The sequence below is a fragment of the Mesobacillus foraminis genome, from assembly GCF_004340465.1.
Lineage (GTDB): Bacteria > Bacillota > Bacilli > Bacillales > Cytobacillaceae > Mesobacillus_B > Mesobacillus_B foraminis.
On sequence record NZ_SLVV01000010.1, the window covers coordinates 23,795 to 37,800 of the forward strand.

The following is a 14,006-nucleotide window of genomic DNA, read 5'->3' on the forward strand; positions in this document are numbered from 1 at the left end:
TGATAGTATGAAAGGGCAGTCGATTAAAATGAAGTACCTGTTATTCAGGAAGGTAACGCCAGCCCCCAGTATGCGAAATATCCTCCGAATTTTCGGCGGCCAGGGCCTCACAGACAAATCCAGGGACTTCGGTTCCGTCCTCAAGCTGTACCTTGCCAATACCAAGTGGAGCAGGAATGTTTGCGGCAAACCGTCCGAGTTCGGCAAGCGGAATTTCCCAGAGCTCCAGCTCGATGGAAACACCATCCTCGCTGACCCGGATTAACCCGGGCTTTGGAGGGGTAGAAGGCAGCTTTACCATTTTATAGACAGGAGCGGTTTTGGCAACAGAAACAAATTCAGCTCCGTGTTCCTCCATTTGTGTTTCGAGCGGAAAGTCCTTCATGTGAAGACCGCAGACGCCGATCAAAGTCGTTGTTTTATTTTCCGGGGCATCTTTCCCGTGTAAAAATAAATCCGCAAGACCTGCAATCAAATGCTCATTTTCATTGATTGAGAACAAGGTAATGCCGAATGGGAGATCGGCGCCTGCATCATCGCCGGGCACTGCTAATGCACTAAGGTCCAGCAGGTTGCAGTGGTTCGTATAAAGCCCCATTTTGCTGTTGGTTTCAATCGGGTTTTCGCGAACCTGGCCGCGTGTCCAGGTTCCGCCCGCCGTAGGCATGACCAGAACGGCATTTTCCAGCTGCCGGTGGGCCCTTTGCTTGAAGCCCTGCAGCTTATGCATCGCTTTAAAAACAGAAGCGGCATCATATTCCGGTTTCGCCCCGGAACGCAAAACCATCTCGGTGACCGGAAAAGCGGTATGTTCATTTTCAGTGATAAAGGAGCCTAGATCAGCCCAGCGCTCGGCAACCCACGGGCCGTCATAAAGGACAGCCGCGGCTTCCGATAAATAGCTGCCATCCATGTATTCCACTGGAAGTCCAAGGTTTTTTATTTTTCCCAACGCCGTCTCCCATGCTTGTTCATATTCTGAAGCATATGGACCAAAAAAGGATGCCATTTCTTTTACAAGTAAAATCTTTTCCGGCAGGGCGTTTGAACGGCGTTTGATTGAACGTGACCATGGATCTCCCTCATCGAACCCCCGGGCTGCTTGATCGACAAGCAATGCATCTTCCAGGGAATGGGCAAAAACGGTCACGCAGTCAAGGCTTGCGCACGCAGGTACGACCCCTTTTACAGGCCAGGCACCGAGACTTGGCTTAAACCCTACAAGCCGGTTCAGCGCAGCGGGTACCCTGCCGGATCCTGCGGTATCGGTGCCAAGGGCAAATGCGGCCTGGCCGTGCGCCACTGCAACAGCCGAGCCGGAGCTGGAACCGCCGCTGATCAATTCAGGGTTCAGGGCGTTCCTCGCTTCACCGTAGGGACTCCTTGTGCCGACAAGGCCTGTGGCAAACTGGTCGAGATTGGTTTTTCCGACCGGGATGGCACCGGCTTCAATCATGCGTCTGACAACTGTTGCATGTTCTTCAGGTTCGTAGGTAAATTCCGCACAGCCAGCCGTGGTAGGGACATTTGCAAGGTCGATATTATCCTTGATGGCAAACGGGATGCCCCAGAGCGGTGCTTGCTCCGGGTCAATCGTTTTCAGCTGATCGAGGAAGGGCTGGATCATCTCCGAAGAAGGAGGGGTGATCCAGATATTGTATTCCTTGTCTGCTTCTGCACGCTCAATGATTTCCTGAATAAGGTCTTCAGGGGCCAATTTCTTCGATTTATACAGTTCCTTCAATTCAGGAATGGACAATGTTATCGGCAAGTTCATCGTTTTCATGGCCTGCACCTCGCTTTTCATTTGTGATCGAGACAATCAGCTGACCGGCATGCACTTCATCTGCAGGGGCTACGTGGACGGAATGAATGATGCCGTCGCAAGGAGCCAGCTGTGGAAATTCCATCTTCATGCTTTCTTCAATAATGAGGGTATCGCCCTGTCTTACTTCATCTCCTGGTGAGACGAGCACTTTCCAGACACTTCCCGGCATGGTGGAGCGGACCGCTTCTGTTCCTTCCGGAAGAACCTCCTCTTCCGTTTCGGCAGCTTCATGTTCCGAGATGTATTCAGCAAGGCCAAGCTCACGCCAGCTTTCGCGCTCCGCACGGAAAGCAGCCTGCTGTGTTTCCCGGAAAGAATCCGCGCTCTCTTTAATGGAATCGAGGAAGGCCAGATAATCTCCAAGCTTGAAAGTGGTCTCAGTGATCTCGATCTCAAAGCGGCCTCGAGGGAAATCTTCCCTTATCTCCAGCAATTCATCTGCACTTACCGGGTAAAACTGGATCTGGTCAAAGAAGCGGAGGAGCCAAGGTTTTCCTGCCTCGAAGCTTTCCGTTTTCCGAAGTCGGTTCCACATTTGAATCGTCCTGCCCACGAATTGGTAGCCTCCGGGACCTTCCATCCCATACACGCACATATAGGCTCCGCCAATTCCCACTGCATTTTCCGGTGTCCATGTTCGGGCCGGATTGTATTTGGTTGTCACCAGCCGGTGGCGAGGGTCGACAGGGGTGGCAACTGGCGCACCGAGATACACATCACCGAGGCCAAGCACAAGATAATTGGCATCAAACACGACTGATTTTACGTCTTCAATGCTCTTCAATCCATTTACCCGGCGGATGAATTCCAGATTGCTCGGGCACCATGGCGCATCCGGACGGACATTTTGCTGGTAGCGGTCTATCGCAAGCTGGGTCGCCGGGTCATCCCACGATAATGGTAGCCGGACAATCCGTGACGGTACTTCCATTTCCTCAAGAGGAGGCAGGCTGCGGTCGATCACGGCCATCAGGGTGCACAGCGTGGACATCGGCATTTTGGATGAATCAAAATGAACCTGAAGCGAGCGGATGCCTGGTGTGAGGTCGATGACAGGGATATCTTCGTTGTTTTGTATCGCAGTCATTAACGCATGCACCTGGAAGCGCAGCAAGAGGTCAAGCTCCATTTCCCCGTATTCAATCAGAATGTGCTCGTCTCCTGCAGCCCTGATGGTCATCGGGAAGGTCCCCTCCGAAGTTTCCACTAAAACCGGATAGTCCGGTGTAAGCTGGCTTGCTTTTTCCGGAAGGGAAGGCAGGACTTGGACTGGCTCGCCATCGCCGATTGTCTCCAGGAATTGCTCCTGCTTCTGGCGCAGTACATTTGCTTCTTCCAAGGTCAGCAGTTGAAAGCGAATTTTATCGCCCGCATGCAGCTGGCCAATTTTCCAGAATTCAGCCGAAGCGGTCGTGACCGGGCAGACAAAGCCGCCAAGACTTGGTCCATCCGGCCCTAAAAGAATCGGCATATCCCCTGTCAGGTCAAGTGTTCCAATCGCATAGGCATTGTCATGGATATTGGATGGGTGGAGGCCTGCTTCACCGCCGTCTTCGCGTGCCCACAGAGGTGCTGGTCCTATTAAACGGACACCCGTCCTCGAACTGTTGAAGTGAACCTCCCAGCTCGTGCTGGTCAGCTGGTCGAGATATTCCGGCAGCAAAAATTCTTCTGTCGAATGTGGCCCGGGGATCACTCCGATTGTCCATTCCTTCGTGAGGACGGGGCGAAGGTGATCTTTCAGGTCAGCTGCAGAAGGAGAAGAGCCTGGTTTTACTTGCAGAACATCCCCAGTCCGAAGCGCTCGTCCGCCATGGCCGCCAAAACTCCCCAGTGTAAAAGTAGAAGCACTGCCAAGCTGAAGCGGCATATCGAGTCCACCTGCCACCAGCAAATACGAGCGCATCCCAAGCTGTGCTTCGCCAAATTTCAATACCTGTCCGCGCTGGACCTGAACCACTTTATAAAGGGGTACCTTTTGACCGTCCAGAGTGGCGTTCATGTCAGCGCCAGTAAGAACGATAGCCGTATCTCCGCGGAACCGGTAGGAGCCTCCCCGCAGGGTCAGCTCTAGGCCTGCAGCCTGGTCGCTGTTTCCAAGCAATTTGTTGCCGATTCGAAAAGAGTAGGGGTCCATAGGCCCGCATGGGGGTACCCCGACATCCCAGTGGCCGATACGGCCAGGCCAATCCTGGACGGTAGTCTGGATTCCGCCGTCAAGGACTTCGATTGCCCGTTCGGATGGGGCAAACTCCTTCAGCATCTGGGTATGAACCAGGCCTGTGCGGCATTCTTCTTCCTGAAGAAGAGCCTCAATATACTGGAGGTTGGTCGTGACTCCGTAAAGCCGGGTTTCCTGAAGGGCAGCGCTTAAACGATCGATTGCTGCTTCACGGGTATCGGCATGGACAATGATTTTAGCGAGCATTGGATCATAGAGGGAAGTAACGGTCAACCCGTCGCGCACCCAGGTCTCAATCCGGGCGTTTTCGGAAAACTGCACCTGGTCAAGCCGGCCGCCGCTTGGGCGGAAATCGTTCAGGCAGTCCTCTGCGTAGATCCGGGCCTGGATGCTGTGTCCCCGAGGAGCTGAATAGACGGTATCAAGCGAGCGCAGTTCACCGGCTGCTTCACGCACCATCCAATCAACCAGGTCCACGCCCAGGACTTCCTCGGTTACACCGTGCTCAACCTGAAGCCTTGTGTTCACTTCAAGAAAGTAAAAGCGCTCCGCATCCGGATCATATAAAAACTCAACCGTTCCTGCACTGCGGTAACCGACTTCTGCAGCTAAGCGTTTTGCAGCGGCAAGCATTTCTTCTCTGACAGAAGGAGACAGGCATGGAGCCGGACTTTCTTCAACGACTTTTTGATTTCGGCGCTGAATCGAACAGTCCCGCTCGCCAAGGGCAGCAACTTCGCCAAACTCGTTCCCGAAGATCTGAACCTCGACATGCCGAGCTTTTTGAATATATTTCTCTAAAAATACCCCGCCGTTATTAAAGTTGGATTCAGCAAGCCGGCAGACGGAATCAAATGCTTCGTAAAGAGTTTCTTCATTCATGCAGACACGCATGCCGATTCCTCCGCCGCCCGCCGTACTTTTTAACATCACAGGATAGCCAATTCGACCTGCTTCGGAAAGGGCAGCGGAAATTTCCGTAAGGAGGGGAGTTCCTGGCAATAGCGGAACTCCTGCTTTGACGGCAACTTCACGGGCGGAGTGCTTCAGGCCGAAAACCTCCATTTGTTCTGGAGTCGGTCCAATAAAACTGATTCCGTGCTCCCTGCAGGCCCGGGCGAACCCGGCATTTTCACTCAAGAATCCATAGCCTGGATGAATGGCATCGGCCCCGGTTTCAATGGCTGTTTTTAGAATGAGCTCCTCATTTAAATAACTGTCCTTTGCTGCTCCTTCACCAATCAGCACGGCTTCATCGGCATGATCAACATGAAGGCTGTCCTGATCCGCTTTTGTGTAAACGGCCACCGAAAGGATGCCCATCTTTTTCAATGTTCTCTCAATACGTACAGCAATCGCTCCGCGGTTCGCAATTAATACTTTTTTAAACATGTGAATACTCCTTTCGATGTCTATTGATTCCAGACGAGAAGCTGGATTGGTGTCGGGTTAAAGGCATTGCACGGGTTGTTGAGCTGAGGGCAGTTAGAGATTAAGACCATCGTCCGGCTGATTGCCTGCAGCTCGACATAATATCCGGGGGAGGAGACGCCATCTTCAAATGTCAGTCCTCCTTCAGGTGTGACGGGTACATTCATGAAGAAATTAACATTTGGGGCAAGGTCCCGTTTTGTAAAGTCGCTGCCATATTTGGAAAGCTGGAGCATGAACGTGTCCCGGCAGTTGTGCATGTGTTGGGTATCGTGTGAATATCGAACCGTGTTGCTTTGAGCGGAGCAGGCGCCGCCAAGGGTATCATGGCGTCCACAAGTGTCCGCAACAATTTTGACTAGTTCTTTGCCGGATTCCGAAACCAGGACCGAGCCTGTGGACAGATAGACATTCCCCTGGCGCTGGATGGTATTGACGGCCGAATAATGGTCGGATGGATGATCGGCATCGTAAAACAGAGTATCAGCTGCCTGGTTTCCTTTTAAATCAACAATGCGCAGCACCTGGCCCGCTTCCAATATATAAGTCCAGCCTTCTCCTGCGGGAAGAGTTTTGGTATATACGGTATCTTCAATTTTCCGTTTGCTGACAGCGTGGTTTAAAACACCCATTAGTTCCGTCCTCCTCTGGTCAGTTGTGTGTATTCCCATGTGTTTTCGAAGGCCCGGCGGTTTTCCGGACGATGATTGAGGCAAATGTCATTTTCCAAAACTGCTTCTGCTTCGGTGACCGTCAGTTTGACGGGGACCGAAGGATAGGCAGTGCTTTTATCAAGCGGGTTGGGGGTATTCGATAAAACCAGGATGACATCCATCTCCGTCCTGAGTGTGATGGTATCGCCTTTTTTGCAGTGGCCTGAGGCAAAGTGCATATCGCCTTCCTGGTCACAGAAGACCTTTGAGAATAAATTGACAACGGGGACAAGATCCCGGACAGTCAGGCCGTTTCGGAAAAGCTCGACGGAAAAGTTTTCTTCGCCGCTTCGGTACCAGTCATTACGCTGTTCCTGGTACGTTGTCACGCCGAATTTTTCATTGATTTGTTTTCTTGTGCTGTAACCGGAAATACTATCGTGCCAGCCAAGCGAGTCTTCTGTGATGCTTGCAAGAACCCGGCCATTGTCACTCATCAGGACATTTCCTTTCGTCAGATGTGCGGTATGCTGGGCTTTTAGTGTATCCGGCATATTGTAGCCCTCTGCCGTATCGCTGGCATTGTATAACAAAAGAGAGACATTGGCGCCATCTTCAAGGGCAGTGAAGGTCAAATTTTTGCCTTTTGCGATATGGCCGGACCATTTTCCCCCGGCAGCTATGGTTTTGGTGATCATGGTAGATGAAACAGTGTACATAAGATCTCCCTCCTTATTAAATAAAAAAGGATAAAAGCCGGGAGTGATTCTCCCAGGCTTTTATCCTTCCGTGTATACAGCAGTGCTGTACGCTCTCTCTCGGACCAGTCTTTAAAGATCTCTCCTTAAACGGAACCCTAGACAGCTTTTTGTTTCCAACTCTTTGTGGAAACCTTTATTTAAGATAGGTTCAGTATAATATGGATAAAATTCTCGGACCACATTGATGTAAGGTTATCTTACATAGTTTTTGCTTGAATGTAATGATTCGACTGGAACGGGAACATTCTTCCTTTCCTTAGCCTCTCCCCATCTGGATTTAAGGAAGAGATAAACAAACCCGACGGCGACCCATGCACACCCGATCAAAAGGGTTTTTTTATCAAGCAGGGTTAACAGCCAGCCAATAAAGCCCGCGCCGGCAAGAGGGAAGACCAGGTATAGAAATGTTTCTTTCACTGATCTTCTTTTCAGCTTTACATAATAGTGTGAAATGACCGAGATATTGACAAATGTAAATGCGGTTAAGGCGCCAAAGCTGACAAAGAGTACGGCCGTATCGAGATTGATGAAGACCGCCGATAACGAAATGACTGCGATGAATAGGATGTTGGAAACAGGTGTCTTGTACTTTGGATGGATGGAAGTGAAGAACTTCCCTGGCAGCACTGATTCTCGTCCAAGTGCGTATAGAAACCGGCTCACGCTTGTGACGGAAGAGACTCCCTGTGTAAATGTTGCTACAATCAGAACGATGATAAAAATCGTACTTAAAAGGTTGCCGCCAACCAGCTGTACCAGGCTGTATGCAGCATTATCATGGTTGGCAAAAGTAAAATCTGGATAGGCCACTTGTGTTAAATAAGAAATCGCTACGTACATAACAGCGGCAATAATGACAATTAGAAAAATGGCCTTGGGGATGGTTTTTTTAGCATCAATGGTTTCCTCAGCCATGGTTGTGACAGCATCAAAACCAAGAAAACAGAAGCAGATTAAAGCGGCCCCGGAAAAAACAGTACTAAACGTCACATTTTCATGAAAGAAAGGAGCGAGGGAAAAGATGCTTCCTGCCCCTGTATCACCAGCTATAATATCCTTGGCTACCAGAATGCAAAAGAGAAGGATGAAGGCGATTTGAATCAGGACCGACATGCCGCTTACTCGTGCGGCTGACTTGATTCCGACAATATTGACGATGGCTAAAATGATATTCATGAAGATAATCCAGACAAAGACTGGAACAGCAGGGAATTCTGTGTTCATAAAAATCCCGAATGTAAGGATGGCAATAATAGGGGAGAAAATATAATCCATCAGCAGCGCCCAGCCCACCAGGTAGCCTGCTAATGGGTGGACCGCTTTTTTCGTGTACGTATAGGCGGATCCTGCAATCGGGTAAGCTTTCACCATCCTGCTGTAGCTGTAGGCCGTAAAGAAGATGGCAATGAAGGCTGTGACATAAGCAGCTGCCATCAGTCCGCCGGCGGCTTCGTGGGCAACACCGTATACAGTGAAATAAATCATTGGCGTCATCCAGGCAAGACCCATAAATACTACCTGGTGCAATTTAAGAGTTTTTTGAAGTCCATTCGTTTGATTCATTTTATCGTCACCCTTTTCCAAGTTAATCGGAAAAGACAAAAGCCCGGAGGAATTTTAACTGAAAAAATTCTCCCGGGCTTTTGTCCCTCCGTGTATACAGCGAACTGTACGCTCTCTCTCGGACCAGTCTTTAAAATTGCCTTTTAAACGGAACCCTAGAGAGCATGTTTGTTCCCAATCAGGAAACCTGTATATGGTTTGTTAAGTTGAAGTATATAGGAGGGGAAAAGGGAAAGGTATAAATGTGTAAGGTTTCCTTACAAGGAAATATTTAGAGAGTGACTTTAGAAGAATAGTAGCAACTGTCTGTGAAAGTCTAATATGTTAGTAGGCCACCGTTTTTTGATCGCGGCCGTTTCTTCTGGACGCTGAAGATGGGAGTTCATATGGTGGTGAAAAAAAGCATGCTAGCTTCTATTAAAAGAGCGATATAATGATTGACAGCTTATATGGGCTATGTTAATAATTAATTAACCGCTTACAATTTAATAAAATGGATTGTTACTGCTCGGCAGGCAAAACCTAAATTTTCGCTGGAAATAGTATTTTTATGCTATTTCTGCTTAAAATTTAGGTTTTTTTATTGCAATCAAAATCCGAAGGGCGAGTGGGAATGGAAATTAAAAAGATTTTAAACAATAATGTTGTCGTCACAACGAATGAATCCAACCAGGAAATCGTCATCATGGGAAAGGGGCTGGCCTTTCAGAGGAAGATAGGGGATTGCATTGACTCTTCCAAAATAAAGAAAACCTTCGTCTTGGAGACTCACGGAATGGCTGACAAGCTTGCTAAGCTCCTGAGAGACACTTCGGAGCTTTATCTGAAAATATCCTCAAAAATTATCGACTATGCTCAGTCCCAGCTGCCGTATAAACTGGACGAATATCTTTATGTTGCCTTAACTGATCATATCAGCTTTGCGATCAGCAGGTACAAACAGGGACTTCATATGAAGAATCCACTGCTTTGGGAAATTCGTAAATACTATAAGCAAGAATACCAGATTGCGATAAAAGCCCTCGAACTGATCGAAATGGAAACAGGGGTTGACCTTGGGGAGGATGAAGCGGCTTCGATTGCTCTCCATCTCGTAAACAGTCAGCTGTCGGGGGAGAATATGGCAGCAGCTGTCCAGGTGACAGGAATGGTGAATACTATCCTGAATATTGTGAAATACCATTACAAGATGGAACTGGACGAAAGTTCCCTTAACTATGAGCGTTTTTTGACTCACCTTCGTTTTTTTGCCGTCCGTTACATCCGCAAGGAGAAATTGGAAGACAGTGTGGACCATTTCCTTTACGAACAAATACAGCAAACGTATACAACAGCTTTTCAGTGCACTCTTAAGATCGCCTCCTATCTGAAGAAAGATTTAAATTGCAATCTATCGAAAGATGAAGAAATCTATTTAACGGTCCATATTCACCGGGTAACCAAACGGCAGCAGCTGGATCCTGCAAGCCGCTGATCGAAAACCTCTTCAGAACAAGGATGAAAGCGATTAAAAAAATAGTTGAATAGTTTAAAAGAAAGCGTTGACATAGTATAAAAGTCGTAGTATATTTTAACTATAAATTAATATCCTTCGAAGGAATGTTACCTCTTTTGGGCATAACCTGATCTGATTTGAAAGGCACTTTTGTGTGTTCAAATTGGCTCAGGTTTTTTATTTGAAAAAATACAATTAGAAAGCAGGGGCAAAGATGAAATACGAACAATTAGCGAAAGACATTATTGCTAATGTTGGTGGAAAAGAAAACGTTTCCAGTGTTGTGCATTGTATCACTCGTTTGCGTTTCAGGCTGAAAGATGAAGGGAAAGCCAATACCGATGTCCTTAAAAACATGGACGGTGTTGTAACAGTTATGAAGAGCGGCGGCCAGTACCAGGTGGTTATCGGCAATCATGTGCCTGACGTTTATAAAACGGTTGTTGAACTGGGAGGTTTCCAGACTCAATCCCCAGTGGAAGAAGAAAGCGGAAAAAAGCAGGGAGTATTCAATTCTTTTATTGATATCATCTCGAGCATTTTTACACCGGTCCTTGGCGTTATGGCTGCTTCGGGTATGATTAAAGGATTTAATGCACTGTTTGTCTCGCTGGGCCTTTATGCAAACACATCAGGAACCTACAGTATTTTAAATGCAGTTGGAGATGCGATATTTTACTTCTTTCCTATTTTCCTTGGCTATACGGCAATCAAAAAATTCGGCGGCAGCCATTTTATCGGCATGGCGATTGGTGCAGCGCTCGTATATCCAGCTTTGTCAGGCTTGACAGCTGGTGATCCTAAGTACACCTTGTTCGAAGGAACGATGTTTGCTTCACCGATCCATATTACTTTCCTTGGAATGCCAGTTATTTTAATGAGCTATGCATCTTCTGTTATTCCGATTATCCTTGCAGCATACTTTGGTGCGAAAGTTGAAAATTGGTTTAAGAAAATCGTTCCTGACGTGGTAAAAGCCTTTTTAGTTCCATTCTTTACTTTGCTTGTTGTTGTTCCGTTAACATTCCTGGTCATCGGACCGGTTGCAACATGGGCTGGCCAGCTTCTTGGACAGTTCACTCTATTAATTTATAATTTAAGTCCTATTATTGCCGGTCTTTTCCTTGGGGCATTCTGGCAGGTCTTTGTTATCTTCGGACTTCACTGGGGTCTTGTGCCGCTTGCGATCAACAACGTGGCAACGCTCGGATTCGACTCCATCCTTGCGACAATATTCGCGGCTTCATTTGCCCAGACTGGTGCTGTTCTTGGCGTCTGGCTGAAAACAAAGCAGCAAAAACTTAAAACACTCAGCATACCGGCCTTTATTTCCGGCATCTTCGGAGTAACGGAACCCGCAATTTACGGTATTACCCTTCCAATGAAAAAGCCGTTTATCATCAGCTGTATTGGTGCCGCTGTTGGCGGAGCGATTGCAGGGTTTGCGGGAGTGAAAGGGTACATCATTGGCGGCCTTGGAATCTTTGGTCTTCCGTCTTATATCCATCCTGAAAATGGGGTTGGATCCGACTTTATTGCATCTGTCATCGGAATTCTTGTAGCGTTCGTTATTGGTTTCGTTCTGACCTATCTATTCGGAGTCAGCAAAGACAAAAATGCAGCTGAAACAACTGTAAAAACAACAGTAGAAGCTAAAACAACTCAAATGAAGGTTGAAAACCTTGTAATTGCAAGCCCTTTCAACGGAGAAGCAATGCCGTTGTCCGAAATTAAAGATGCTGCCTTCGCCTCTGGCGTATTAGGGAAAGGGTTGGCCATCGAGCCTTCAGAAGGCAAGTTATATTCACCGGTGTCCGGAACGGTTTCTGTTCTCTTTCCTACCAATCATGCAATTGGGATTACAACAGATGACGGTGCGGAACTGTTGATTCATATCGGCATGGATACCGTTCAGCTGAATGGCAAGCACTTTACGGCTCATATAGCACAGGGAGCACGAGTGGAAAAAGGACAGATCCTGATTGATTTCGATATCGAGGCGATCAAGGCTGCAGGATATCCAGTAACAACACCTGTGGTCATCACCAACTATGATCAGTACAAGCTGGTGACAACTGATAAAAAACAAATAAAAGCTGGAGATCTTTTAATCCAGGCATAGCACTTGGTTTAAAATGGAAGGGAGGCTTCTCTGGAAAGAGTGCCTTCCTTCATAACCTACATAGAAAAGGAGTTTTTTAATATGACGAATTTTACATTCCCTGAAGGCTTCCTGTGGGGTGGGGCAATTGCAGCCAATCAGGCAGAAGGAGCCTATTTAGAAGGCGGAAAAGGATTAACAACTGTGGACTTGCTTCCAACAGGCAAAAAGCGATGGGATATCGCGATGGGGAAATTGGAGTCCTTTACACCTATAGAAGGGGAATTTTATCCCTCTCATGAAGCAATAGATTTCTACCACCGATATAAAGAGGATATAGCCCTATTTGCGGAAATGGGTTTTAAGGCCCTTCGAGTTTCAATTTCCTGGGCGCGTATCTTCCCGAATGGAAATGATGATAAGCCGAATGAAGAAGGTTTGCAGTTCTATGAGGACTTATTTGATGAATTGCTTAAAAATGGAATCCAGCCAGTCGTGACCATGGCTCACTTCGATGTGCCTGTACACCTGGTCGAGACCTATGGAAGCTGGAGGAACCGGAAGCTGGTCCAGTTTTTCGAAAGCTATGCTCAAACGATTTTTACCCGCTATAAAGATAAAGTGAAATATTGGATGACATTTAATGAAATCAATATGCTTCTTCATCTGCCTTTTGTTGGAGCTGGTTTGGTATTTAAAGAAGGGGAAGATAAAAACCAGATTAAATATCAGGCTGCGCATCACCAGCTGGTGGCGAGTGCTCTTGCAGTAAAAGCCTGTCATGAAATCATTCCGGACGCAAAAATTGGCTGCATGCTGGCGGCAGGGGCGACGTATCCTTATACCAGTAATCCAGATGATTATTATCATGCGATGGATAAAGACCGCGAATCCTTCTTCTTTATTGATGTCCAGTCAAGGGGAGAATATCCAGGGTATGCAAAGCGGTTCTTTAAAGACAACGATTTAAAAATTGAAATGGAAGATGGAGATCTGGAACTCCTGAAGGATAACACAGTTGATTATATTGGATTCAGCTATTATGCCAGCAGGACAGCGAGTACAGATCCAGAAGTGCTGAAACATATGACTAGCGGAAATGTATTCGGATCAATTGAAAATCCTTACCTTGAAAAATCCGAGTGGGGATGGACCATCGACCCGAAAGGCTTCCGCATTACGGCTAACCAGCTTTATGATCGATATCAAAAACCGCTGTTCGTTGTGGAAAATGGACTTGGAGCTGTCGATGAAGTGACGCCAGAAGGTGAAATCCATGATGACTACCGGATTGATTATCTGAAAAAGCATTTAGCTGAAATGGGCGAGGCCATCCAGGATGGGGTCGAGATTCTTGGCTATACAAGCTGGGGGCCGATTGACCTTGTAAGTGCGTCAACGGGGGAAATGAAAAAACGTTACGGCTATATCTATGTTGATAAAGATAATGAGGGGAACGGCACATTGGAAAGGAAGAAAAAGAAATCTTTCTTCTGGTATAAAAACGTCATCGCTACAAACGGAGCGGAGTTATAAGAGAGAATTTGATTGAAGGTCTTGCTGCTTTAAGCGGCAGGGCCTTCTTTTTGGTTTTACACCTTCACCATGGAATAGAGAGTGAGAAAAATAAATTTTAGCGAATGTTTACACAAATTCAATACTTCGTAAAAACTCCTTTGCTAGTGTGGAGATATATCGTAAAAAGGGGGATTTAGTCGAAAGGGCATAAGTATACAAAGTACATACCGGAATGAAAAAACGTCTTAATGAATTTAGCAAGAAGGAGGAGTCAAGAGGTCGAAGAAACCCCAATTTAATAGTATTCCGAAGTGAAGGTCTTCCTGACGGAGGTGAAAACCGAAAACCAAGCGGAAGATGAGAAGGAAAGGTCTTCATAAGGGTGATGAAGACCCAATTCAAGCGGAAGATCAGAAGGAAAGGTCTTCATAAGGGTGATGAAGACCCAATTCAAGCGGAAGATCAGAAGGAGAG

The 14,006-nt window shown here is 47.2% G+C and carries 8 protein-coding genes and 2 riboswitches; of the genes, 3 read left to right on the forward strand and 5 right to left on the reverse strand.

Annotation, left to right across the window (positions count from 1 at the left end; genetic code table 11):
- Positions 1-40 precede the first annotated feature (40 nt).
- The 5 genes from atzF to EV146_RS18400 all read right to left on the reverse strand — a co-directional run bounded on the left by atzF (position 41) and on the right by EV146_RS18400 (position 8,418).
- Positions 41-1,786, reverse strand: coding sequence for an allophanate hydrolase (atzF, locus tag EV146_RS18380; protein WP_132009257.1), 1,746 nt, complete (start codon positions 1,784-1,786; stop codon positions 41-43).
- A complete protein-coding gene (gene uca / locus EV146_RS18385; protein WP_132009260.1) occupies positions 1,746-5,402 on the reverse strand; it encodes an urea carboxylase in 3,657 nt (1,218 codons plus the stop codon). Before uca ends, atzF begins: the two co-directional genes overlap by 41 nt.
- Positions 5,403-5,422: 20 nt before the next feature.
- Complete coding sequence (locus tag EV146_RS18390; protein ID WP_132009263.1) at positions 5,423-6,073, reverse strand: urea amidolyase associated protein UAAP2; 651 nt, start codon at positions 6,071-6,073, stop codon at positions 5,423-5,425.
- The gene (locus tag EV146_RS18395) at positions 6,073-6,813 is read right to left on the reverse strand and encodes an urea amidolyase associated protein UAAP1 (RefSeq protein WP_132009266.1); all 741 of its coding nucleotides are present in this window, start codon (positions 6,811-6,813) and stop codon (positions 6,073-6,075) included. The genes EV146_RS18390 and EV146_RS18395 overlap by 1 nt, the downstream gene beginning before the upstream one ends.
- A gap of 47 nt (positions 6,814-6,860) precedes the next feature.
- Positions 6,861-6,965, reverse strand: a riboswitch (guanidine-I (ykkC/yxkD leader).
- Between the two features lie 82 nt (positions 6,966-7,047).
- Complete coding sequence (locus EV146_RS18400) at positions 7,048-8,418, reverse strand: APC family permease (protein ID WP_132009269.1); 1,371 nt, start codon at positions 8,416-8,418, stop codon at positions 7,048-7,050.
- Between the two features lie 67 nt (positions 8,419-8,485).
- A riboswitch (guanidine-I (ykkC/yxkD leader) is annotated at positions 8,486-8,588 on the reverse strand.
- Positions 8,589-9,031: 443 nt separating this feature from the next.
- Here EV146_RS18400 and licT point away from each other — a divergent pair.
- The 3 genes from licT (at position 9,032) to EV146_RS18415 (ending at position 13,550) form a co-directional block, all read left to right on the forward strand.
- Positions 9,032-9,892, forward strand: a complete 861-nt coding sequence (gene licT, locus EV146_RS18405; protein WP_132009272.1) for a BglG family transcription antiterminator LicT — start codon at positions 9,032-9,034, stop codon at positions 9,890-9,892.
- A gap of 235 nt (positions 9,893-10,127) precedes the next feature.
- Positions 10,128-12,035, forward strand: coding sequence for a beta-glucoside-specific PTS transporter subunit IIABC (locus EV146_RS18410; protein ID WP_132009275.1), 1,908 nt, complete (start codon positions 10,128-10,130; stop codon positions 12,033-12,035).
- 81 nt (positions 12,036-12,116) lie between these two features.
- The gene (locus EV146_RS18415; RefSeq protein ID WP_132009278.1) at positions 12,117-13,550 is read left to right on the forward strand and encodes a 6-phospho-beta-glucosidase; all 1,434 of its coding nucleotides are present in this window, start codon (positions 12,117-12,119) and stop codon (positions 13,548-13,550) included.
- The last annotated feature ends 456 nt before the right edge of the window (positions 13,551-14,006 follow it).